This is a genomic window from Brachybacterium sp. SYSU DS0246 (genome assembly GCF_059391765.1).
This window is the reverse complement of the sequence record NZ_JBZXYT010000004.1, coordinates 1-23284: the sequence shown is the minus strand read 5'-3', so window position 1 is coordinate 23284 and position 23284 is coordinate 1. Positions and strand designations below refer to the sequence as shown.

The 23284-nt window shown below is 71.5% G+C and carries 17 protein-coding genes; 6 read left to right on the top strand and 11 right to left on the bottom strand.

The window, feature by feature from the left end:
• Nucleotide 1 precedes the first annotated feature (1 nt).
• Together AC5020_RS02845 and AC5020_RS02840 are read right to left on the bottom strand one after the other, a co-directional pair.
• Complete coding sequence (locus tag AC5020_RS02845; RefSeq protein WP_377016793.1) at nucleotides 2-916, bottom strand: alpha-E domain-containing protein; 915 nt, start codon at nucleotides 914-916, stop codon at nucleotides 2-4.
• Nucleotides 897-2765 (bottom strand): circularly permuted type 2 ATP-grasp protein, encoded by a 1869-nt coding sequence (locus tag AC5020_RS02840; protein WP_377793999.1) that lies wholly within the window; start codon nucleotides 2763-2765, stop codon nucleotides 897-899. Before AC5020_RS02840 ends, AC5020_RS02845 begins: the two co-directional genes overlap by 20 nt.
• A gap of 63 nt (nucleotides 2766-2828) precedes the next feature.
• Here AC5020_RS02840 and AC5020_RS02835 point away from each other — a divergent pair, with 63 nt between their 5' ends.
• Both AC5020_RS02835 and rpsT read left to right on the top strand, forming a co-directional pair.
• A complete protein-coding gene (locus AC5020_RS02835) occupies nucleotides 2829-3482 on the top strand; it encodes a type II toxin-antitoxin system PemK/MazF family toxin (RefSeq protein WP_464987146.1) in 654 nt (217 codons plus the stop codon).
• 359 nt (nucleotides 3483-3841) lie between these two features.
• Nucleotides 3842-4108 (top strand): 30S ribosomal protein S20, encoded by a 267-nt coding sequence (rpsT, locus tag AC5020_RS02830; RefSeq protein ID WP_464987145.1) that lies wholly within the window; start codon nucleotides 3842-3844, stop codon nucleotides 4106-4108.
• Nucleotides 4109-4199: 91 nt separating this feature from the next.
• On the opposite strand, the gene holA is transcribed toward rpsT, so the two are convergent.
• From holA to AC5020_RS02790, 8 genes are all read right to left on the bottom strand, one after another.
• Complete coding sequence (holA, locus tag AC5020_RS02825) at nucleotides 4200-5186, bottom strand: DNA polymerase III subunit delta (protein WP_464987144.1); 987 nt, start codon at nucleotides 5184-5186, stop codon at nucleotides 4200-4202.
• Between the two features lie 34 nt (nucleotides 5187-5220).
• On the bottom strand, nucleotides 5221-7581 hold the full coding sequence (locus AC5020_RS02820; protein ID WP_464987143.1) for a ComEC/Rec2 family competence protein: 2361 nt from the start codon (nucleotides 7579-7581) through the stop codon (nucleotides 5221-5223).
• Between the two features lie 30 nt (nucleotides 7582-7611).
• On the bottom strand, nucleotides 7612-8562 hold the full coding sequence (locus AC5020_RS02815; RefSeq protein WP_377794004.1) for a ComEA family DNA-binding protein: 951 nt from the start codon (nucleotides 8560-8562) through the stop codon (nucleotides 7612-7614).
• A gap of 81 nt (nucleotides 8563-8643) precedes the next feature.
• Entirely contained in the window at nucleotides 8644-9354 is a 711-nt protein-coding gene (locus AC5020_RS02810) for a vitamin K epoxide reductase family protein (RefSeq protein ID WP_377794005.1), read from the bottom strand.
• 35 nt (nucleotides 9355-9389) lie between these two features.
• Nucleotides 9390-10385 carry an NAD-dependent epimerase/dehydratase family protein gene (locus AC5020_RS02805; RefSeq protein ID WP_377016775.1) on the bottom strand — a complete coding sequence of 332 codons (996 nt, stop codon included), beginning with the start codon at nucleotides 10383-10385 and terminating at the stop codon, nucleotides 9390-9392.
• Nucleotides 10382-13084, bottom strand: coding sequence for an alpha/beta fold hydrolase (locus tag AC5020_RS02800; RefSeq protein WP_464987142.1), 2703 nt, complete (start codon nucleotides 13082-13084; stop codon nucleotides 10382-10384). The genes AC5020_RS02805 and AC5020_RS02800 overlap by 4 nt, the downstream gene beginning before the upstream one ends.
• Nucleotides 13081-14112, bottom strand: a complete 1032-nt coding sequence (locus tag AC5020_RS02795; RefSeq protein ID WP_377016771.1) for a 3-oxoacyl-ACP synthase III — start codon at nucleotides 14110-14112, stop codon at nucleotides 13081-13083. The genes AC5020_RS02800 and AC5020_RS02795 overlap by 4 nt, the downstream gene beginning before the upstream one ends.
• 150 nt (nucleotides 14113-14262) lie before the next feature.
• Entirely contained in the window at nucleotides 14263-15258 is a 996-nt protein-coding gene (locus AC5020_RS02790) for a sugar phosphate isomerase/epimerase family protein (protein WP_464987141.1), read from the bottom strand.
• A 71-nt stretch (nucleotides 15259-15329) separates the two neighbouring features.
• Between AC5020_RS02790 and AC5020_RS02785 the strand changes: the two genes are divergently transcribed.
• Entirely contained in the window at nucleotides 15330-16583 is a 1254-nt protein-coding gene (locus tag AC5020_RS02785; protein ID WP_464987140.1) for a GNAT family N-acetyltransferase, read from the top strand.
• Nucleotides 16584-16734: 151 nt separating this feature from the next.
• The gene (locus tag AC5020_RS02780) at nucleotides 16735-17355 is read left to right on the top strand and encodes a thymidine kinase (RefSeq protein ID WP_377016765.1); all 621 of its coding nucleotides are present in this window, start codon (nucleotides 16735-16737) and stop codon (nucleotides 17353-17355) included.
• An 87-nt stretch (nucleotides 17356-17442) separates the two neighbouring features.
• On the opposite strand, the gene AC5020_RS02775 is transcribed toward AC5020_RS02780, so the two are convergent.
• Nucleotides 17443-17871, bottom strand: coding sequence for a hypothetical protein (locus AC5020_RS02775; RefSeq protein ID WP_377016763.1), 429 nt, complete (start codon nucleotides 17869-17871; stop codon nucleotides 17443-17445).
• 275 nt (nucleotides 17872-18146) lie between these two features.
• On the opposite strand from AC5020_RS02775, the gene AC5020_RS02770 reads away from it, so the two are divergent.
• Together AC5020_RS02770 and AC5020_RS02765 are read left to right on the top strand one after the other, a co-directional pair.
• Entirely contained in the window at nucleotides 18147-21620 is a 3474-nt protein-coding gene (locus AC5020_RS02770; protein WP_464987139.1) for a bifunctional proline dehydrogenase/L-glutamate gamma-semialdehyde dehydrogenase, read from the top strand.
• Between the two features lie 141 nt (nucleotides 21621-21761).
• Entirely contained in the window at nucleotides 21762-23096 is a 1335-nt protein-coding gene (locus AC5020_RS02765) for a glycoside hydrolase family 76 protein (protein ID WP_464987138.1), read from the top strand.
• The last annotated feature ends 188 nt before the right edge of the window (nucleotides 23097-23284 follow it).

Here is a 23284-nt window from a genome sequence, read left to right as displayed (position 1 = left end):
CTCAGTTGGCCGGATGGAAGTAGGTCGTCCCCAGCGCGCGGGTGACGGCACCGGTGACCATCTGCAGCTGCTCCATCTCGTCCTCGAAATCCGCCACGATGTCATCCAGCGACCGGAAGCGCAGGCTCGCCGCTGCGCGGCCGACGATGCGGCGGCCCGGTTCGGACGTGCCCATGCGGTCGAAGGAGTTCCCGTGCAGCTTGGCCAGGGTCTCGAGGGCTTCGTCCACCTCCAGCAGACAATGCGCCGCCGAGCGCGGGAAGATCGAATCCAGCAGCAGGAACTCGATGGCATGGGAGGCTCGCACCCGCCCGCGGTAGGAGCGGATGTAAGCCTCATGGGCGCTGCAGCTGCGCAGCAGCATCACCGTCGCGGCATCGGAGGAATCCTCCAGGTCATGGGCTTGAAGGATGCGCGCCGACATGTCCACGCGCTCCAGGAGCTGGCCGATGCGCAGGAACAGCCAGGCCTCGTCACGGGTCATCGAGGCATCCACCAGGCCGTTGACCACCGCGCAGCGGTCCTTGGCGAACTGGAAGGCGCCGTGCATGCGGGAGGGCCGGACCCCGCGAGGCATCCCCAGCGAGGTCGTGTTCAGCGATTCCCACACCTCCGTCGAGAGCACTTCGCGGGCGCCCCGGGCGTTCTCGCGCGCGGTCTGGAGGGCCCCGGCGACCGACGAGGGATTCTGCCGGTCGGTCACCAGACGGTCGAGCACGCGCTGGACCGTGAGATCGCTCTGCTCGATGTCCTGGACCCCGAAGATCTCGTAGACACGGTCGCAGGCGAGGGGGGCCTCGTGGGTCGCGTCCTCGGTGATCGACTGCAGCTTCACGTCGAGGATCCGGGCCGTCTGATCGGCGCGCTCGACGTAGCGGCCGATCCAGAACATCGAGTCAGCGATCCTGCTGAGCATCGTCGGCCCCCTTCTCGCTCTGGCGCTGGTCGGTGGCGGCGGACGGCTCCGCCCCGTCAGGATCACTGCCACCGGGCGGCTGCAGCCCGTCCGCCTCGCCGGGGCCCGCCGGCTGCGAGCCGTCTCCCGCGGGCTCGGTGGTGACGATGCCCGGAAGGTCCTCGGCAGCAATGCTCTGCCCCTGGACTCCGTCCGCTCCGGCGAGCTCCGACTCCGGGGCGTCCTCCGCATCGATGATGGGGATGGCCGACGTGACGGGGTCCGGTTCGCGCCGCTGCTCCTCGGAGGCTTCCTCCCGGGGCGGGTCGTCGAACTCCTCGTAGTTCTCATCCAGCGGATCCTCGATGGGCTCCTCCTCTCTCGCCAGGGCGCGGGCCTCCGGGGCGGCCGGGGAGGGCACGGGCCGCTCGGCGGCGAGCACCCAGGTGTCCTTCGAGCCGCCGCCGCGCGAGGAGTTCACGATCATCTCCCCGCGCGGAAGAGCCACGCGGGTCAGTCCTCCGGGCAGGACCCACACGTCGTCCCCGCCGTTGTTCAGGGCGAAGGGTCGCAGGTCGACGTGGCGCGAAGCGGGTCCCTCGTCCACCAGCGTGGGGATGGTGGACAGCTGGACCACGGGCTGGGCGATCCAGCCGCGCGGATCGGTCTGCAGCCGTTCGCGCAAGGTGTCCAGTTCCGTCCGGGACGCGGCGGGACCGATCACGATGCCCTTGCCGCCCGAGCCGTCGACAGGTTTGAGGACCAGTTCGTCCAGACGGTCGAGAACCTCGGCGCGGGAGTCAGGCTCCTCGAGGCGCCAGGTGTCGACGTTGGGGATGATCGGCTCCTCGCCCAGGTAGTAGCGGATCAGCGCCGGGACATAGGTGTAGGTGAGCTTGTCGTCGCCGATGCCGTTGCCGATCGCGTTGGCGACGACGACGTTGCCGGCGAGGATCGAGCGGACCAGTCCCGGCACGCCCAGCACGGAATCGGGACGGAACACCTCGGGATCCAGGAAGTCGTCGTCCGTGCGCTTGTAGATCACATCCACCCGGCGCAGGCCGGCGGTGGTGCGCATGTAGACCCGGTCGTTGCGCTCGACGAGATCGTCGGCCTCGACGAGGTCCACCCCCATCGTGCGCGCCAGCAGCGAGTGCTCGAAGTAGGCGCTGTTGTAGCGGCCCGGGGTGAGGACGACGACGGTGGGCTCCTCCCCCGCCGTATCCGGCGCCGCCGCCTGCAGCGCGCCGAGCAGGCGGCCCGGGTACTCGCCCACCCGGCGCACGGGACGGTGGGCGAAGAGTTCCGGGAAGGTCTGGGCCATGGCCCGACGGTTGGACAGGACGTAGCTGACGCCGCTGGGAGTGCGCACGTTGTCCTCCAGCACGCGGAACTCTCCGTCGCCGTCGCGGACCAGATCGATGCCCGAGATGTGAATGCGCACGCCGTTCGGCGGGCGATAGCCCCGCATCGGCTCGGCGATGTACGTCGAGGAGGACACCAGCTTCTCGGGGATCACCCCGTCGCTGATCGCCCGTCGATCCGTGTACAGGTCGTCCAGGAAACGCTCGAGGGCACGCACGCGCTGCGCGATGCCGCGAGAGACACGGGCCCATTCCTCGGCGGCGATGACCCGCGGGATCGCGTCGATCGGGAAGGGTCTCTCCTCCCCGGCGTAGTCGAAGGTGATGCCCTGGTCGAGGTAGCTGCGGGCCAGCGACTCCGAGCGCGCGCGGAACTCCTCCAGGCCCAGCCCGGCCAGAGCCGAGTGCAGCGCGCTGTACGTAGGGCGCACCGAGCCGTCGGACGCGAACATCTCGTCCCCGCCCGAACTGGTCTCGACATGCTGGAACAGAGAGGTGGCCGACATGCCTACCATCTAACACCGTCACCTCTTCCGACGCGGGCACCCCTCGCCCGGGAATCGAGAACCATGTCTTTGGCCTCCCGCTTGTCCTCGGTGCTGCGCATCGCCGCCCGCTCCCCCGCCGTCCGCCGCGGCGCACGCAACCTGGGGCGTTCTGCGATGCGCGCGCTCCAGGATCGCCGCGGAGGCTCCGCCGGTCCGTCGGCCTCGAGCGCCCCTGCGTCAGCGGGCGGCTCGCCCGCCTCCGCGCCCGGCGGTGAGGGCTCGCTCGCTCTCGCCGACCGGGACGCCTCCCAGCCGATGTCCTTCTCGTATGCGCCGCGCCCCGATGATCGCCCGGATCCCGGGGAGATCGTCTGGGCATGGGTGCCGTTCGAGGAGGACATCAGCCAGGGCAAGGATCGTCCGGTGCTGGTCCTCGCCCGGGAAGAGGCATCCGCGGGAGGACGTGACGGATCGGGTGAGGTGCTGATCGCGCTGATGCTCACCTCTCGCGATCGCGCCGCCTCCGGTGGCGTGAGCACCGACGAGTACGGCTCGACCTGGGTGGACATCGGCTCCGGGGACTGGGACAGCCAGGATCGCGATTCGGAGGTACGGGCCGATCGGCTGTTGCGCCTGGACCCGGATTCCGTGCGCCGCGACGGCGGGCGCCTGGATCGCTCCCGCTTCGAACGGGTCGCCGCCGCGGTGCGGGAGGTCCACGGCTGGCGCGGATGAGCCCGCAGGCTGGAGTGAGCACCACCGGGGACGGTGAGCATCACGAGTGCCAGCGCCGTCACCACGTGTTCGACGGCATGACCTGGAGCGACACGCAGGAGACACGGCGCACACCCGATTCGTGCAAAGGGGCGGCTCTGGTAAGGTCGTGACCCGTATGTGTGACATACCGTTCGGTGTGCGCACGCCGTCGTCTTCTCCGTGTCGGAGTTCGGCGGTTCGTGCGACCCGGGCGAGTACCCGGGGCAGCGACCCGGTACCGGCGTCTCCAGGCGAATCCCCACCGCCGTCCCCGCCGGTCCCGTTCCTCGGCCGCCCCGGATGATCCAGCACAAGAGCAGCACAAGAGAAGAGTCTTCGTGGCAAACATCAAGTCCCAGATCAAGCGGAACAAGACCAACGAGAAGGCGCGTCTGCGCAATCGGGCCGTGAAGTCCGAGCTGAAGACGTACACCCGCAAGGTGAAGAACGCCGTCTCCACCGGTGACGCGGATGCCGCCGGCGAGGCCCTCAAGACGGCCTCCCGCAGGCTCGACAAGGCCGTCTCCAAGGGCGTCATCCACCGCAACCAGGCCGCGAATCGCAAGTCCGGTCTCGCCAAGCTGGTCGCCGACGTCCAGAGCTGACGCCCCGCGATCAGCTGATCGAAGAGCCCCACATGCCTGGCATGTGGGGCTCTTCTGTGTCTACGAACTGCCGTCCACGAGGTGCTGGAACTCAGCGGGCGCGGCGGGCACGGCAGATCTCCATCACCATGCGCTGGACCGACCACCGCGGGTCGCGGCCTGCGCCCTTGACCTCGTGATCCGCGCGAGCGACGGCCTCGAGGGCACGCGCCAGTGAGCGATCCGTCCATGAGCGCGCCTCACGGGTGAGGTTGCGCAGCATCCAATCCGGCATACCGAGGGTGCGGGCGTTGGCACCGGGGGCGGTCACCTTTGCCAGCGAGCGCATCTTCGAGGCGATCGCGGCGACGATCGGAACGGGATCGGCGCCGGCGAGCTGTGCCTGCTGCAGCAGCTGCAGGGCCTCCTGCTCCCGCCCGGAGATGGCGGCGTCCGCGACGGCGAACGCGGTGGATTCGACCCTGCCGGCGGTCAGCGCGTGCACGTCCTGGACGCTCACTGCGGGAGCCGGAGCGCCCTCCTCCGGAGTGGTGTCCTCGACGAGCTGGCGGCTGATCGCGGCGAGTTCGGCGAGGTCCGTGCCGAAGGCGTCGACCAGGGCCCCGATCGCGTCGGACTGGATGCGTCGCTCGGCGCGTGCGAACTCGGCCGCGACGAAGGCCTGTTTGTCGCCGTAGCGCTTGACCGGGCTCGCATCGACCCGGGGCACCCCCGACTTCTTGAGAGCGTCCAGCAGCTTCTTGCCGCGGTTGCCCCCGCGGTGGACCAGCACCACGTTCACGTCGGGCTCGGGGCTCCTGACGTAGTCCAGGATCTCGGCCACCAGCGCGTCAGGGGCCGCCTGCACATCGGGCACGAGCACCAGCCGCGGCTCGCCGAACAGCGACGGGCTGGCGACCTGGGTGAGGGCCCCGGCGGTGGCGGCCTCTCCGGAGAGGTCGTGGACCGCGACCGAGGGATCGGCCTCCTTGGCCAGGCCGCGCAGGCGCTGCACGGCGCGGTCCGCGATCAGGGTCTCGGTGCCGTGGACGAGCACCACCGGGGCGAGGGCGACACTGTGCCACTCGACATCGCTCACGGGAGCTCCTCACTGCTCGGGGACCTGGTCGATCCTAACGGGCCGGGCCGACGGACCGCGGCGCGGCCGGGTCCTCGGTGGGCAGGATGACGGTGCCGTCCTCGTCCGTGCGGACCACGCGGGTGTCGGAGGCTGCCAGCAGATCCAGCAGGGTCGGGGTGGGGTGGCCGAAGGTGTTCTCGGCACCCACGGTGATCAGGGCGAGATCCGCGTCGAGATGCTCGTACAGCTGCGGGGACTGACGGCGCGAGCCGTGGTGGGCGACCTTCACGATGTCCGCCGGGCCCGGGTCGAGGCCGGCGAGCTCCTGCTGGGCGGCCGGCTCGAGGTCGCCGAGGGACACCAGGCGGGTGCCGCCGGCCCAGGTGGCCGAGAGGGCGATCGAGCAGTCGTTGGCGTTGTCTCCCTCGCCCGCCCCGGACTCGCGGGCGGAGGCGGAGATCGCACCGTCGGCGGAGACGGGCCACAGCACCTCGAGGACGAGCCCGTGCTGCTGCCACGTGTCCCCGGTGGTGGCCACGCCGGTGGGCACATCGGGAACCACGTCGTCGGTCGCCTCCGGGATGGGACATATCCATTGCCCGGCCGGCGCCCGGGCACCGGTGAGGGCGCCGAGGCCTCCCGTGTGATCCGCATGGGGGTGGGTCAGGACGAGCAGATCGATGCGGGTGATCTCCAGCCGGTCCAGGCAGCGGCGCAGCGGGGCGGGCTCGGGGCCGGTGTCGATGAGCACGGTGGCGGTCCCGGACGGCGTGTGCGAGCGCAGCACGACGGCGTCGCCCTGGCCGACGGCGCACACGGCGACGAGCCAGGGCGGCGACGATCCGATCGGCGCGATGCGCCCGATGCTCGGGGCGAGGGCGACGACGAGCAGCGCGGCCGAGATCCATCTCACCGCGGGCGAGCGCCGAGCGGCTATCGCCGCCGCCACCCCGGCCACCACTGCGAGAGCGAGCACAGCCCCCGTCGCTCCCTCGGGCACGGCGATGCGTGACCCGGGCAGGGAATCGGCTGCCCGGGCGATCAGCAGCACCAGGTGGGCGCCGCCTGCCGCCGCCGTGTTCAGCGCGACGGCGGCGGCGGGCCAGATCGTGCCGATCACGAGCGCCATCAGTCCGAGCACGGTGGTGGGGGCGACGAGCGGACCCACGAGGATGTTCACCGGGACGGCCCACAGTGAGATCTCCGGGGTCAGCAGCACCAGCAGGGGTGTGCAGATCAGCTGCGCCACCAGCGGGACGGCGACCACCAGCGCGAGGGGACGGCCGAGGCGGCCGCCGCTGGCATCGGTGATCACCGTGGCCAGCGGCGGGGCGGCCACCAGTATCGCTGCGGTGGCCAGCGCCGAGAGCAGGAACCCCACGGACGCGGCGGTGACCGGATCGAGCACCGACCACAGGGCCACGGTCAGTGCCAGGGACGCCACCGCTGAGGCGCGGACCCCGGCGAAACGAGCCACCAGCAGCGGGGTCGCCATGGTCGCGGCCCGCTGCACGCTGGGTTCGTCGCCCACCAGCCAGACGTATCCGGCCAGGACGGCGGCGGCGAGCAGCAGACGCGGTCGGCGTCTCACTCCGCACAGCAGCAGCACCCCCAGGACAGCGGCGAGTACGAGGGCGATGTTGGCACCGGAGACGGCGACCAGATGCGAGATCCCGGCCCGCCGCATGGTCTCCTCGGTCGCCTCCCCCATCCCGGTGGTGTCCCCACTGGTCATGCCGCGCACCAGCGCGGCCTCGTCGGCCGGGAGGTGAGAGGTGGCCGCTCGGGCCTGGTGCCGCAGCTGCTGGCGAGCGGCCTGCATGGCCCCGGAGACTCCGGCGGTGGCCACCGGAACGGCTTCGCTCGCGCTGAGGACGGTCAGGTTCCCGCTGCCGCTCAACACACCCCGGACCCGGATCGTGTCGCCGTCGCGCGCCTGGGAGAGTCCGTCTGCGGCGCGGGGTGCGGCGCGGAGCAGTACGGGAAGGGACGCGGGCAGCTGGACGTCGTGCCGGCCCAGAGTCGCAGGACCCCGAACGGTGCGGGTCATCACCTGCATCCCGCTGCGTGACCAGGCGGGGCCGGAAGCCGGTGGGGCGGGATCGGCCCCGGCCACGACGTTCAGCTCCACCACCAGAGCGTCCTCCGCGGCCTCCGCCAGCAGGTGGTCCGTCTGCCCATGGCGCTGCAGCGCAGGGAACAGCAGTGCCCCGGCCAGGACGAGAATGCCGAGGTGGGCGAAGAGGACGTGGACGGCACGGGAGCCGCCGGCGAGCATGATCGCGCTCAGCGCGAGCGCGACGATCACCGCGCCCGCGGCGACAGCTGCCGCGGTACTGACCAGCACGCCCAGCACCGCGAGGATCCAGATGCAGGCGGCGGCGGGTATCAGTCGCAGGTCGGCGTGCTTCACGGGGTGCCGGTCGGGTCGGCGCCGAGGTGGTCATACGCTCGCGTGCTCACGGATCTTCTCCAGGGTGGCGGGCCCGATCCCGGAGACCTCGAGCAGCTCGTCGACGGACTCGAAGGGCCCGTTCTTGTCCCGGTGCTCGATGATCCGCTGACTGATCGCCGGGCCGACTCCGGGCAGCTGCTCGAGGTCAGCGGCGTCGGCTGTGTTCAGATCCACGGGCGCGGTGGAACCCGACCCGGAGCCGCTTCCGCCGGATCCCTCGGTGTCTGCGGAACCGGAGCCGGCGGCCGAGGGAGCGGGTACGGAAGGGGGATCTTCTCCAGGCCGTGGGACATGGATCTGTTCGCCGTCGGCGACAGGGCGGGCGAGGTTCACGGCGGAGAGGTCGGCCTCCGAGGTCGCTCCTCCGGCGGCCTGGAGTGCATCGTCGACCCGCGAGCCCTCCGGGAGGGTCACCACACCGGGAGATTCGACCGCGCCGGCGACGTGGACGACCAGGCCGCCGGACGGGTCGGTGCCCTCGCCGCTCCGGTCGCCGTCGGCCCCGGTGCTGCGGTCCCCGGGTTCCGTCGTCTCCGAGCCGCCAGCGTTCCCGGCGTCCCCGGCATCGGAGGAGTCCGACGGACCGCTCGGGGGCTCTCCCGGCCCCTCACTCCCGCCGTCGGCATCGGAGGCGGGCTCGTCATCCCCTCCGTCGAGTCCGCTGTCCTCCCCACCCGGACTCGGATCACCGGCGGCCGCCGGCTTCTCGTCCTCCAGCGGCACGGCGGAGCCGGCGCTGGAGAGGTGGATGACGCCGATCCCGATCAGGACCAGCACGGCGATGCCGACGAGGGCCGAGGGCGCCGGGGACGGCAGGGAGAAGCGGCGCTCGGGACGCGCGTCGCGGTGATCCCGGCGTTCGATGAGCGCCTGACCGCTGCGCCGGTGCCTTCCCGCGCGGCCGCGCCCCGTCGTCCCGGATCGTCCGTGTGCTCCCATGGCCGCGACCCTAGGGAGGCGGGAGAGCCCCGGTCAGCGCCGGGTGCTGAATTGGGGACGCAGATGCTCTGGGGAGGAACCTCAGCCCAGGCCGAGCATCATCAGCCACTGACGGTGGAACGCTGCCAGGATCACGAGGACGACCAGCACGTACCAGGCGATGGTCAGCACCACCCAGCGGCGCAGCACGCCCGCCAGCGGTCCGGGCACTCGCAGCTGCCCGCTCTCGACGGTGTGCGCGAGAGTGGAGAAGAACATGGGCGCGGTGACGGTCCAGATGACCATGCACCACGGGCACAGCGCCTTGATGACGAAGATTGTCGAGATCGCCAGGAAGTGGATGTAGCCGAAGGCGAAGGTCATGCCTCCCAGGCGAGCCCAGCGGAACCACGCGGGCAGGGCGCCGCCGCTGAGCATGAGCGATCCGACAACGCCCATGATGGCGAAGCCCGCCAGCCCGATCGCCTGGTTGGGGATGCCCAGTGCTGAGGCCTGCCAGGTCATCATCACATTGCCGCAGGAGATGAACGGGTTGATGTCGCAGGCCAACGAGGCGCCTGGGTTCGCGAGCAGGTACTCCTTGTCGATGGTGAGCATCAGCGCGGCGATCCAGCCGATGAGGCCGCCGAGCAGCAGTACAGCACCGGTCAGCCGGGAACCCGCGCGGGACCTGGCGGTGCGCTCGGCCGCCAGCTCCGCGTCGATCTCGGCCAGCAGCTCCTCATCGCTCGCCTCGGCGCCGGCGGTCCGGTCGGGGCCTGCAGACCGTGCGGCGGAGTCGTTCTCACTCATGTCGGCGCTTCCTCCGTGCGATCGAGTCCCGGGCATCAGGCCGTCACCGGATGCTCGGCGAACCAGGCGGCGAGGTGTGCGTTGCCCTCGTCCATGCTGACGCGTGGTCTCCACTGCAGCCGCGTGCGGGTGCGGCGCTGGTCGAACCAGTGCGCCGTCGACATCTGCTCCGCGAGGAACTCCGTCATCGGCGGTTCGTCGTGGCCGGGACGGATCTCCCAGACCCGTTCGACGACGCGGCCGGCGAGGCGGCCCACGCTGCCGGGGATCGTGATCCTGGGGCGGGGGACGCCGGCCGCATCGCACCAGCCGGCGAAGACGTCGCGCACCGTGCGGGGTTCACCGTTGGTGATCACGAAGCTCTCACCATGGACGTCCTCGATGCGGTCGTGGGCGGCGACGATCGCGTCGGCCGCATTGGTGACGTAAGTGGTGTCGATGAGCGCCATTCCCTGGTCCAGCAGCGGCAGCCGTCCCCGCCGGGCGCGGTCGACGATGCGCCCCACCAGCTGCGTGTCCCCGGGTCCCCAGACGATGTGGGGGCGCACGGAGGTCACGAGCATGCCGTCGCGGCCGTCGGCGTCCATCGCCAGCAGTTCGGCGGCGGCCTTGGTGCGGGAGTAGGGACCGCGCGCGCGGCCGGGGTCGGCGGGGGTGGCGTCCAGGCCCTCGATGGCGCGGCCCAGATGGGCGACCGACGGGGAGGAGACGTTCACAAGCTTTCCGCCGCCGCCGGACCGCATCGCGGCGAGGATGTTCTCGGTGCCGCCGATGTTGATGGCACGGTACTCGTGCTCGGGACCGGAGATCGAGACCTTCGCGGCGAGATGGATGACCGCGTCGGCGCCATCCACCGCGCGGCGCACGTCCTCGGCGTCGGTCAGTGAGCCGGTGACGTCCTCGACCCCCGGGATGCCGGCGGGCCGTCGCTGGAAGGCGCGGACCCGTGCGCCCCGGTCGCGCAGCGTGGCGGCCACGGCTCCGCCGAGCATGCCGGAGGCTCCGGTGACCAGGATCGTCGAGGTGCTCACAGCGGGTCGGGCCTCTCTCCCCGGAGGGTCTGACCGGACCATCGCGCCAGGGCCGCCCGGTCGATCTTGGAGTTGTGGCGGATGTCGGTGGGCAGAGTGCGTGTGGTGAACACCGCCGTGACGTCCGCTCCGGTGCGCTCGCGGACGGCGCGGCGCACGGCTTCCTGGAGGGAGGTCTCCGCGGGACGCGGCCGGGCAGGCTTCCCGGGGCGGTAGCCCTGCTCGGTCTCGAGGACGACGACGATCTGCTGGGTCCCGCGGGGTCCGATGGCGGCGGCGCCCGCGCGGCGCACCGTCGGCACGCTCTCGGCGGCCTCCTCGACCTGGACCGGCGTGAACGGTCCCTCGGCCGTGGCGAGGACGTGGTCGGCACGACCTTCGACCCAGAGGCGACCGGCCTCGTCGAGGTGGCCGACGTCGCCCGTGGCGTGCCACCCCTCGAAGCGCATCGAGGTGCGGGTGGTGCGCCAGAGCATGAGGTACCGGTCGCGCACGTGCGGGGCGCGCACGAGGATCTCACCGGTCGCGCCGGGCTCCTGCGTGATCTCGCCGGAGGTGCGGCCCTCGGCGTCCATGACGGCGATGGCGATCTCGGCCCGCGGGACCGGGGTGCCGACGCAGACGCCGGACCCTTCGCCGGCCCGGTCGATGCCCTCGAGGTCGATGGCGGCCACTGCCAGGCATTCCGTCATGCCGTACGGGGTCAGGGCCTTCGCCCGCGGCATCAGTGCGCGCAGCTCGCGCAGCAGGTGGGCCGGGATCGGGGCGCCGGCGGAGAAGAAGCTCGCCGCACCGGCGAAGGCCGCCCGCCCGCGCTCGTCGAGGCCGGAGGCGGTCTCCAGGATGTTGCGCAGCGCCGCCGGTGCTGTGAACACGGCAGGCCGGCCGAGGGCGGCGATCGCGTCGGCGAGGGCGGGTGCGGTCAGCTCGCCGGGGCGGGTGATGTCCATGTCGGGCACCACCGAGGGTGCGCCGAGGGCCGGTCCCAGCAACGCGAAGGGGGCGAAGCCGGCGACCAGGCCCCGCTCGGGGTCGAGCTGGAGGGTGTCGCCGACCGCCGTGAACATCGCGCTGAGCTGGCGGTGGGTGTAGACGGCGCCCTTGGCCGGCCCGGTCGAGCCGGAGGTGAACAGGATCGCGGCGTCGGCGTCCTGGTCGGGCCAGGCGGCATCCAGGGGAGCTCCGAGCTCGCGCATCATGGAGCCGGAGGTGGCCAGCTGGGCGATGGAGGTCTCCACGCCGAGCGCCGCCCGATCCAGCGTGGGCAGCTGGTCGACGCTGATGCGCCGGCCCGGCCAGCCCATCGCACGGGCGCCGACGAGCGCCTTGTTGATGCCGATCAGCCAGTCCGGGTGGGAGCCGATGACCGCGCGGGTCAGGCCCGCCGTGCCGAGCCCGGCGTCGGCGATCACCGCGACGGCGCCGATGCGCAGGCACGCGTAGAGCACGGCGGTGAGATCGGCGCCCGGGGTGATCAGGATGCTGACGCGGTCCCCGGGGCGGATCCCATGGCCCAGCATGCCGGCGGCGATGTCGTCGATGCGCCGATTCAGCAGCGACCAGGAGATCTCGCGGCCGGGGCTGCCCTTGCCGGGCATCTCGACGACTGCGGGCAGGTGGGCGTGGGTGCGGTCGGCGGCCAGGCGGGCGATCGGCTCGCCGATGTGCCGCTGCGGCGCGGGCTCCGCGAAGGAGGAGACGGGCCGCCACGTGACCGGCCGGGCGTCGGCCTCGATCCCGGCCCCCGATGCGACCCGGTCGCGGAGCCAGTCGGCGACGGTCCCGGCGACGTCGGCGTCCTCCCACACCAGGTGGGAGGCGTTCTCGAAGCGGTGCACGTCGGCGTGAGGAACCCGCTCGAGGAGGTCGCGCAGGTAGCGGTCGGAGAAGGTGATGTCCCGGACGCCCCAGGCGAACAGGGTCGGCACCTCCAGGTGACGGATCCCCTCGGCGAGCCGCTCGAGGGCCGGGCGGGACGGGTGGTGCGCGTCGGCCGGGATGTCTGCGACGAAGTCCTCGATGCCCTTGCGGCGGGCGCGGGAGCGGTACGGCGCGAGGTAGGCGTCCTGGACGTCCTGCGGCAGCGGCGGCTTGGACAGCGACAGCGTGGTGCGCAGGAAGGCATCGGTCAGTGAGGTGGACGCGGGCAGGAACGCCGGCGCGGTCGCCAGTTGAAGCGCCTTGGGCAGCGACTCCCCCAGCTCCTGGTGGATCCCGGTGTTGGTCAGCACCATCCCGGCGAGGTCGTGGCGGTTGTCCAGGGCCCAGCCGACCGAGACGATGCCGCCCCAGTCATGCCCGACGGTGACCACCGGCCCGCGGACCGAGAGCGCGTCGGTCAGCAGCGAGAGGTCGGTGATGCGGTCCTGCAGGCGGCGGGTGATGCCCGTGCGCTCGGACCAGCCCATCTCGAGCTGGTCGACCGCGATGACGCGCCACGGGATGTCCTCGCGCACCAGGGAGCGGAAGAGGAAGGAGTAGGTCGGGTTGCCGTGGACGGCGAGGATCGTGCCCTGCGGGGCGATGCCGCACTCGGTCAGCAGCGGGCCGGAGTCCAGCAGGTGCCAGCGGCGCGGCTCGCCCGTGTGATCCCGTACCTCCAGGGTGCGGCTGATGCGCGGGTCGACACCCGGCAAGCTCTGCTCGAGCGGGATCTCGGGGAGCGCGGCCCGGCGACGACCCGTGGCGGCGGCGTTCACCACTGCACCTCCAGCATCGCGGTGTTCAGGCCGGAGCCGACGCCCATCAGCAGGACGCGCTCACCCCGGGAGATCTTGTCCTGATGGTCGGCCAGGGTCATCGGGACGGCCTCCGCGGCGATATTGCCCCAGTCCGGGAAGCTGACAGGGATCCGTTCCATCCCCACGCCGGTGATCTTGGAGAAGTTGCGGGTGTAGACCATCGAGACCTGATGGGGGATCACGTGCTCGATGCTCTTGAAGTCAAGGCCGGCCTCGTTGGCACCCTTCCAGGTGTCCAGGATCAGGCTGATCCCGTTCTCCAGCAGGCCGGCGGAGTCCGTGCGCATGTCCTGCATGTCCGCCACGCACAGCTCGTGGTGCTCCGTGCCGGCGCGGGCCTGGGTGAGCTTGAGCGGGTGGCCCTCGGGGTGCTCGTCCGCCGGCCCGATCACGGCGGCGGCAGCTCCGGAGCCCAGGGTCAGGGACGCGAACTGGTTGTTGAAGTCCTCCCGGGTGGAGGTCTTGGAGTTCAGGCGGTCGATGGTGCCGCGCTGGACCTCCTCGACATCCTCCGCGCCGACGATGAGGGCGTACTTGATCTGACCGGCGTCGATCAGCCCCGCCGCCATGGACATGGCATTGACGAACCCCAGGCACGCATTGGTGATGTCGAAGTTCATGCAGCTCGGCGGCATCCCGAGCGAGTGGTGGATGCCGGTGGAGACCGCCGGTTCCAGGTGCTGGCGGGACACGGAGGCGTTGATCATCAGCCCGACCTGGTCGCGCATGATGCCGGCCTTGGCCATGGCACGCTCGGCCGCGAGCACCACGCCCTGCTTCCAGCCGTCGCGGGGATCGCGCCACCACCGGCGCTCGTAGACGCCGGCCACGCGCTGGAGGACCCCCTTCGGCAGCCGCAGTCGTTTGCGGGCCGGGGCCAGCATCTCGTCGATCTCATCCGAGGTGACGGTGACCTGCGGAAGGGACATCTCGACCGAGAGCAGGGTCGCGTTCCTGTGGACGAAGCCTGTGTTGCCGTTCCCCATCTGCGTGCGCTACCTCGTTCGTCTCGTGCAAATCATGTGGCATGGCCGCGGGACGGACGCCGGCACCGACGGGCCGGCGCCGGGGCGCTCGGCCGCGACAGAGTCGGGCTCATGCACCGCACATTCTCCCACCGGGAGCTGAGGGCTGCCTCAGGGGGTGTCGGATTCCACGTCGGCCCCGTTGCTCCCGTCGGCCCCCTTGGTCCCCTCGTCCAGATGGTGGCCCAGGTGGTGGCGGGCGAAGGCCAGGCACTGGCGGAGGATCTGCTCGCGGCCGTCGGCGTTCCCGCTGGTGCTGACCTCGAGCAGCACGGAGCCGTGCCAGCCGCGGTTGGCCAGGCGCCGCAGCACCTCGGCGCAGGGCTGGTTCCCCTCCCCCGGCGGCAGGTGCTCATCCTTGGTGGTGCGGCCGGACCCGTCGGCGAGGTGCAGATGGCTCAGCCGGTCGCCGAGGCGGTCGATCATCTCCAGCGCATCGTCGCCCGCCGTGGCGGCGTGGGAGAGGTCGACGGTGACGTGGGCGTAGTCCTCGTCGGTGGGGTCGTGGTCAGGAAGGTAGGTCATCAGTTCACGCACGCCGAGGCGCCACGGGTACATGTTCTCCACCGCGATGTCCACGCCGTACGTCGCCTCCAGCTCGGCGACACCCTCGACGAACTCGCGGGCGTAGCGGCGCTGCCACCGGAACGGCGGGTGCGCGACGACCGTGTCGACCCCCAGCTCCTGCGCGATCTGGACGGTGCGCTCGACCTTGACCCAGGCGTCGCGGCCCCACAGGCCCTGCAGGAAGAACAGGGTGGGTGCGTGCAGGGACAGGATCGGCAGGCCGTAGCGCTCGGAGTACTCCCGCAGGAGGTCGGGATCCTGACTGTCCTTGGGGTAGGAGACCATCACCTCGATGCCGTCGTACCCGATATCGGCGGCCAGCCGGAAGCACTCCTCGACCCCGGCCGGGAACACGGACGAGGTCGACAGCCCCACCGGGATCCGACGCTGGGGGTCCTGCTCGCTGCGAGGGTCGCCGGCGGACAGCCGCTTGTACAGAGCGTCCCGACTCGCCTGCCCGGCGCGATTGGGCCGCGTATACGGTTTGCGTGCGCCATTGCGCGGCGCGCTCCTCGCGCGGCGATCACGGCGTGGGCTCACGGTTGCTCCTCAACGGTCGGCGGCCGGCGGCCGCAGACAGTATGCAACAGGCCCCGCCTAGACTCGTCGCCATGCGCCTTCGAGATCTCACGGCCGACGACTACGTCGCCTATCGGACCATGACCGCCGGAGCCTTCTCGGGCCGGTTCACCGACATCGAACCGCAGCCGTTCGATCCCGGCGAGACGGCGGTCGGCATCGACTCCGAGGAGCTGCCGGGCGGAGTCCAGGGCGTGCTGGCCGCCGGCGCCCGCATCCGCCACGACCGCATCACGCTGGGCGGGGGCGTCGCCCGTTGCGGGGGGATCGGCGGCCTCGCGGTCCACCCGGCCCACCGCGGCGGCGGTGTCTTCCGGGAGCTGCTGACCGGGGTCATCGCCCGATGCGCCGGGGAGGGGATGGCGCTGTCGATGCTGTACCCCTCGAACCCCTCGATCTACCGCCGGTTCGGCTACCAGGTGGTCGCCTCCATGCAGAAGCTGATCGTGCCGCTGGTGGACCTCCAGAGGCTGCCTGCCGTCCCCGATCGGCGGCTGGTGCCCGTGACCGAGGAGACCATGCCGCGTCTGCGCGCCGTGTACCGCGAGCTCAGCGCCGGGGACAACGCGATGCTGCTGCGGGAGCCGCCGCTGTTCCCCGAGACCCTGCCCGGCGATGGCTGGTCCGCGCTGCTGCTCGAGGACGCCGAGGGCACCGACCACGGCTACATCTCCTGGACCCGCAGGGGCGGCGAGCACGACGGGGTCGGTCTCGACGTCCACGAGATCTTCGGCCGTACTCGCGGGGACCGCATCGCGCTGCTGCGCTCTCTGGGTTCGTGGTCGACGGTGACCGAGCTGGCGCGGCTGCGGGTGCGCACCGAGGACCCGGTGCTCGATGCCCTGCCGGGCGGACGCCTGCGCCCCGACCCCGGAGTGCTGCCGCTGGTGATGATGCGGGTGATCGACACCGCAGCGACTCTCGAGTCCCGACGCGCCCCGGCGGGTCTGGGCGGCGCGGTGCGCCTCACGGTCGAGGACGACACGGTCCCGGCGGGGACCTGCCGGTCTGCGGGGAGCTGGATCGTCTCGGCGGCCGACGGGAACATCACGGCCGTCTCTGCGGGATCGACCGACTCTGCGGGAGCGACCGCCGCGCCCTCGGATTCCGAGGTGCTGGGTGAGGTGCGGCTGGACATCCATGCCGCCTCGCTGCTGCTCGTGGGCGGCCGCACCGTGGCCGACGCCCGGCGGCTGGGACTGTGTCTCAGCGCCGATGCGCCCGCGGAGCGGTTCCTCGACGCTCTCCTGGCCGGGCCGCGCCCGAGCGTCATGGACGCCTTCTGAGCAGCGTCATCCGCGCCTTCTGAGCAGAGATGCCCGATCCGGCGCCGGTCGCGGCAGAGGGCATCGCGCCCGTACTCTGACGGCTCCGCCCGCCGCGCCGGCCCGCCCCTCGCCGGTCACTGTCCCCGCCCTCACCTCGGAGCTCTCTCGCATGGCCAAGCTGCACTTCAAGTACGGAGCGATGAACTCCGGCAAGTCCGACACTCTCATCAAGACCGCCTACAACTACGACGAGCGCGGTCTGGCCACGATCACCGTCAAGCCGGTCCTCGACACCAAGGGCGAGGACTGGGTGGTGGCCCGAGGCGGCGCCCAGCGTCGGGTGGACGTGCTGGCGCATCCCGGGCAGGATCTGCGCGAGCGTGTGCACGCCGTGGCCGATCAGCGGGGACTGCGGCCGCTGCACTGCGTGCTGGTCGATGAGGGGCAGTTCCTCGACCCGGTCCAGATCGATCACCTGTTCCGCATCGCCAAGCAGGACGGCATCTCGGTGATCTGCTACGGCCTGCGCACCGACTTCCGCACCCACATGTTCCCCGGCGCGGCGCGCCTGTTCGAGCTCGCGGACAACGTCGAGAAGCTGCCGACCATGTGCCGCTGCGGCTCACAGGCCGAGTTCAACTGCCGTGTGGTCGATGGCCGGCACGTCTTCGAAGGTGACCAGGTGGCGATCGATGATCTCGCGACCGGCTCGGTGACCTATGTGTCGTTGTGCGGGCCGTGCTTCATGCAGGAGCAACAGACTGCGGGCGTCTCCGTGCTCGGCGGCTGACGCCGGGGCCGCACTGACCGCGGCGCACCGGAGAACGGTCCGCCGCCCGGGCGTGCCGGGCAGCGGACCGGGTCGTCCGGGACGGACTCAGGAGCTGAGCGGGCGGCCTTCGCCGACCTCGCCGTCTCCGCCGACGTCCGCGGGCTCCTCACCGGACGCCGAGCCCGTCGAGGAGGCGTCCGTGGCGTCCGCGGCGTGGGAGCCGGAGTCCTTGCCCAGGCGCTGCTTCGCCGAGGTGGCGGTCCCCTCCGCCTTCTCCTTCGTCGCCGACGCCGTCTCCTGGGCCTTGCCCTTCACGTTCTCGGCGACCTCGGGGGCCTTGCTCTTGACCGTCTCGGCGGTGTCATGGGCGACCCGCTCCGCGGTCTCCTTGGCCTGCGCGGTCCGGCGCTGGACTTCCGGATCCTCCGCGACCTGCCGCGCGGTGCGCTCTAGGGACTCGTAGGGGCCGCGCCCCGCGCGGGAGCCCACCACGAACCCGATCGCGAGTCCGGCCAGGAAAATGAACTTCTTCATCACTGCCTCCAGGGATCCTCGGGGTTGTGCTCCGCATGGTGTCACAGGCGACCCAGGGGCTCGCCATGCCTTGACCGAGCGGTTCAGCGCGCGCTGCCCCGTCCCCGATCCGTCCCATCCTGGTCACAGGACCTCCACCGCGCCGGCCCCCTGCGCGTGCGCACGCCCCACATGGAAGCCCTACGATCGTGTCCGAGGGCGATGGCGCCCTCTGCCGAGATCTCACCGTCCCCACGTCCACCGTTCCTGGCACGGTGACAGAGGAGAGGACCACGTTGTCCCCGTCATCCCCGCCGCACGCCCCGCGCTCCGAGCGCCGCTCCACCACGCTGACCATCGAGGACGTCGCCGCTCAGGTCCGCACCTGGCTCGAGGCGGCTCGCGAGCGCCCCGTCCCGGGCCCCGCCAGGCTGCTGTCCGACCTGCTGCGCGACCCGCAGGGCCTGGACTTCACGCTGTCGTTCGTGGATCGCGTGATCCGCACCGAGGACCCTCGCGCCGCCGCGGTCGAGCTGCGCCGTCTGGCCCAGGATCCACCGGCGTTCCTGCCGCCGGCATTGCGTCGCGTCGTGGCCCTGGGAGGTACCGGCTCGCGGGTGGCACCGTCGGTCGTGGTGCCGACCGCGCGGGCCGCGATGCGCGCGATGGTCTCCCACCTGATCCTCGACGCCCGCAGCGGCCCGCTGTCCCGCTCGATCGCCCGTCTCACGGCCGACGGGACGAAGCTGAACATCAACCTGCTCGGCGAGGCCGTGCTCGGGGCGCAGGAAGCGGCGCGCCGGCTCGAGGGTGTGCGCGAGCTCGTCGCTCGAGACGACGTCGGCTACGTGTCCATCAAGGTCTCCTCGATCGTGGACCACCTGCCCCTGTGGGCCGCCTCCCAGACCGTCGACCACATCGTGGAGACGCTGCTGCCGCTGTACTTGGACGCCGCCCACGAGGACGAGCCGACCTTCATCAACATGGACATGGAGGAGTACCACGACCTGGAGCTGACGCTTCAGGTCTTCGAGAAGCTCCTGGACCGTCCCGAGCTGGCGCATCTGCGCGCCGGCATCGTGCTGCAGGCGTACCTGCCCGATGCTCCCAGCGCGATGGCCCGTGTGCGCGCCTTCGCCGAGCGCCGCGTCGCGGCCGGCGGCGCGCCCGTCAAGGTGCGGCTGGTCAAGGGTGCGAACCTGGCGCTGGAGAAGGTGGACGCCTCGATCCACGGGTGGACGCAGGCTCCGCTGCTGACCAAGGAGGAGACCGACGCCCAGTACAAGCGGATGCTGATGGAGGCGCTGGACCCGCAGCGGCTGGAGGCCGTGAACCTGGGCGTGGCCGGCCACAACCTCTTCGATGTGGCCTTCGCCCACCTGCTGATGCGCGAACGGGGCATCCCGGCCGGTCCCGGCAGCGGCGTCGAGTTCGAGATGCTCGCCGGCATGGCACCGGGCCAGCAGGCCGTCGTGCGTGAGGCGACCGGCACCATGCGGCTGTACGTGCCCGTGGTCCACCCCCGTCACTTCGATGTGGCCGTCTCCTACCTGGTGCGTCGGCTCGAGGAGAACGCCTCCTCGGAGAACTTCCTCTCGGCCGCCTTCGAGCTCGACACCTCACCGGAGCTGTTCGACCGCGAGGAGCTGCGCTTCGCGCGCGCCCTGGACCGGGCTCTGCGGACGACGTCCGTGCCCACTAATCGCGACCAGGACCGGGGCGCCGAGAGCGACGCCGGTCCGGCCCAGCTCGGGTCCCCGGCACTGCCCGCGGTCCCCGGGGCTTTCCGCAACACCCCGGACACCGACATGTCCACCGCGCCCAATCAGGCGTGGGCCGAGCGGATCACTCATCGCGTACGCGCCTCCACGCTCGGTGAGGACGAGGTGCGCGCGGCGCGCGTGGAGAGCGTCGAGGGAGTCGGCGAGGTCATCGGCCGCGCCCTGGACGCCCAGCAGGGGTGGGCGGCGCTCGGTGTCGAGAAGCGTGCGATGGTGCTCCGTCGCGTCGCGGGCACCCTTGCCGCTCACCGCGCGGAGCTGCTCGAGGTGATGGCCTCGGAGACCGGCAAGACGCTCGATCAGGGCGACCCCGAGGTCAGCGAGGCCATCGACTTCGCCCTGTACTACGCGGAGCAGGCCGAGCGACTGGACGCCCTGAGTGACGTGCGCTTCTCACCGCGTGCACTGACTCTGGTCACGCCGCCCTGGAACTTCCCGGTCGCGATCCCCACCGGCGGCACACTGGCGGCGCTGGTCACCGGCAGCGCCGTGATCATGAAGCCCGCTCCGCAGGCACGCCGCTGCGGAGCACTCATCGGCCGGCTCCTGCTCGAGGCCGGTGTCCCCGAGGGCGTGTTCACCCTCGTCGACGTGCCCGAGAACGAGGTGGGCCGGGCGCTGGTCACCGATCCCCGGATCTCCCAGCTCATCCTGACCGGCGCCGCCGACACGGCCGCGATGTTCGCCTCGTGGCGGCCCGGGCTGCGGATCCTCGCCGAGACCAGCGGGAAGAACGCGATCGTGGTGACCCCGCATGCCGACCTCGACCTCGCGGCCCGCGACGTCGCCGCCAGCGCCTTCGGTCACGCCGGGCAGAAGTGCTCGGCCGCCTCACTGGTGATCGCCGTCGGCTCCGTCTCCCACTCGCGCAGGTTCTCCGCCCAGCTCGCCGACGCGGTGCTGAGCCTGCACGTCGGCGAGCCGAACGACGGCACCGTGCAGATGGGGCCCGTCATCGAGCAGCCCGGCGAGAAGCTCGCCTCCGGGCTGACCGAGCTCGGGGACGGGGAGACCTGGCTCGCCAGGCCACGTCAGCTCGACGACGAGGGGCGTCTGTTCACCCCGGGTGTCCGCACCGGCGTCGAGGAGGGCTCCGCCTTCCATCTCACCGAGTACTTCGGACCGATCCTCGGTGTCATGCATGCCGACACCCTCGAGGACGCGGTGCGTCTCCAGAACGGCACCGACTTCGGCCTCACCGCGGGGCTCCAGTCGCTGGACCCCGACGAGATCGCCTGGTGGAGCCAGCATGTCGAGGCGGGCAACCTGTACGTGAACCGGGGTATCACCGGAGCCGTCGTCCAGCGTCAGCCGTTCGGCGGCTGGAAGCGTTCCTCGATCGGGCAGACCGCGAAGGCCGGCGGCCCCAACTACCTCGTCCATCTCATGGACGCCTCCGATCCCGAGGACGTCGCGGCCCGCGACGAGGCGGCATGGCTGGAGGATGCACGCCACTCGGATCGCCAGTACTGGGCCGGCACGTTCGCCCCGCGCGACGTGCAGGATCTGCACGGCGAGATCAATGTGCTGCGCCACCTGCCGATCCCCACACTGGTGCGGGCCGCCGCGGGCACCCGTCCCGTCGACCTGCAGCGGGTGCTGCACGCCGCCGCGACCGTCGGCGCCGAGATCGAGGTGTCCGTCGCGGATCCGGAACTGGTGCAGGTGGCCCTGGCGGCCGGCGTCGCGGAGTCCCGGGTTCGGCTCGAGGACTCCGGCGCCTTCGCGGAGCGGATCCCCGCGGTCCCGCAGCCGCGCATCCGTCTCATCGGGCACGCCGACGAGGCGCTCCGCACCGCGATGGCCGCACACACCGAGATCGCCCTGTTCACCGGAGCGGTCGTCGCCAGCGGCCGGGTCGAGCTGCTCTCGTTCCTGCGCGAACAGGCCATCAGCGCCACCGATCATCGCTACGGCAACCCACTGCCCCACCGGCTGGACCTCACCGGTGGTGCGGGCTGGTCGCGCGGTCCGGCCCCGACCGGCTGAGCCGCGGGAGCCGGGCGCAGGACCCGGTACCGGACATCTCGGGCGTTCAGGAACGTTCCCGGGGAAGCTGGTGCGCTGCGTCACAGAAGGCTGTAGCGTGGATCGGCCCCCTCCCCCGAACGCACACAGAGGTGCTTCTCCATGACTGACCAGGGTTTCTCCGCCGCACACCGTCGCTCGGCCCGACATACTCCCGGCAGCTCCGGCCCCTCGCGACGCGGCATGCTCGCCGCCGGCGCGGTCACGGGCACCGCCGCCCTCGCCGCGGCCCCGTCGGCCCTCGCGGCGCCGACGCCGCCCGCAGTGACCGTGCCGGCCGAGCAGCCGGCCCCGGACGGCCGGCCGGTGCCGCCGAAGGAGGCGGCCGCTCGGGCGGTCGCGGCGACCGACGCCCTGCTGACATACTTCGCCGCCGAGAACGATCCGGACATGCTCCTGGAGCAGTACCCGCGCCAGGAGGGCGATCCGGAGTTCAGCTATGTCTGGCCACTGTCCCAGGCCCGCGCCGCCGCGACCGAGCTGATCGCCGCGTTCGCCAAGGGCGGCCCCAAGGTCGATACCGGCGACCTGGACCTCGACGCGGCCGACGCCTCCCTCATCCGCGCCCAGGAGCACTACTGGTACCCGCAGGGCGGGACCACCGGGCTGCCCGGGTACCCCGCGGCCACGGACTCGGAGCAGGGCGCCCACGGCGACTTCTTCTACGACGACAACGACTGGATCGCGCTGATCGAGATCGAGCAGCATCTGCTCAGCAGCGGCGAGAAGGGCGACCTCGACCGTGCCCGCCAGCTGCTGGACCTGTTCCGCTCCGGGGAGTCCACCGACCCGAGCCTGGCCTCCCCCGGTGGCATCGAATGGACCCAGGGTGACTGGAACCAGGATCGCAACACGGTCTCCACCTTCCCCTCCGCCAAGGTCGCCCTGCGCCTCCACCAGATCACCGGTGAACAGCAGGCCCTCGAGGACGCTCTGCGCTGGATGGACTGGGGACGCTCGACCCTTCTGGCTCCCGAAGGTCTGTACTGGGACAACATCAAGCCCGACGGGGAGATCGACCGCACCTTCTGGGCGTACAACCAGGGCGTGCCGCTGGGCACCGAGGCTCTGGCGTACCAGATCACCGGCGACCGGGAGCATCTGGACAACGCTCTGAGCCTGGTGGAGGCGATCATCGCCCACTTCCAGCCCTTCGAGGAGGGCGGCGAGCTCGATGCACAGCCCATCCAGTTCTCCGCCATCATGCTCTCGAACCTGCTGATGGCCGAGTCGATCCTCGGTGGCGAGGTCCAGGGTCGCGCGATCACCCAGGCCTACGCACAGCGACTGTGGGAGAACCGCCGCGATCCCGAGACCGGTCTGGTGACCGATTCGCGCGAGAGCGAGTCCGGAGTGCACCTCCTGGACCAGGCCGGCTTCGCCCGCAGCCTCGCCCTCGCGGTCATGCCACGTCCGCTCTGGCAGCACCTGAGCTGACCCGCGGCACGACGAGACAGGCACGCGGGGTCCTGGCCGATGCTGAGCGGCCAGGACCCCGCGCCGCGGTCAGGCGTTGCTGATGGAGCCGACGCGGGCGCCCTCGGGCACCTCGCCGCCCTCTTCACCGAGCACGGCGTCACCGATCACGGAGACGTCTGCCCCGAAGGTCCAGTCCCCCTGGACAT

Excerpts from the sequence above, each read along its gene's own strand:
- AC5020_RS02835 (WP_464987146.1), top strand. The coding sequence starts at position 2,829 with ATGTCTTTGGCCTCCCGCTTGTCCTCGGTGCTGCGCATCGCCGCCCGC.
- AC5020_RS02765 (WP_464987138.1), top strand. The coding sequence starts at position 21,762 with ATGACTGACCAGGGTTTCTCCGCCGCACACCGTCGCTCGGCCCGACAT.
- AC5020_RS02845 (WP_377016793.1), bottom strand. The coding sequence starts at position 916 with ATGCTCAGCAGGATCGCTGACTCGATGTTCTGGATCGGCCGCTACGTC.
- AC5020_RS02775 (WP_377016763.1), bottom strand. The coding sequence starts at position 17,871 with ATGAAGAAGTTCATTTTCCTGGCCGGACTCGCGATCGGGTTCGTGGTG.
- AC5020_RS02785 (WP_464987140.1), top strand. The coding sequence starts at position 15,330 with ATGCGCCTTCGAGATCTCACGGCCGACGACTACGTCGCCTATCGGACC.
- AC5020_RS02795 (WP_377016771.1), bottom strand. The coding sequence starts at position 14,112 with ATGGGGAACGGCAACACAGGCTTCGTCCACAGGAACGCGACCCTGCTC.
- AC5020_RS02810 (WP_377794005.1), bottom strand. The coding sequence starts at position 9,354 with ATGAGTGAGAACGACTCCGCCGCACGGTCTGCAGGCCCCGACCGGACC.
- AC5020_RS02780 (WP_377016765.1), top strand. The coding sequence starts at position 16,735 with ATGGCCAAGCTGCACTTCAAGTACGGAGCGATGAACTCCGGCAAGTCC.
- AC5020_RS02840 (WP_377793999.1), bottom strand. The coding sequence starts at position 2,765 with ATGTCGGCCACCTCTCTGTTCCAGCATGTCGAGACCAGTTCGGGCGGG.
- AC5020_RS02815 (WP_377794004.1), bottom strand. The coding sequence starts at position 8,562 with ATGGGAGCACACGGACGATCCGGGACGACGGGGCGCGGCCGCGCGGGA.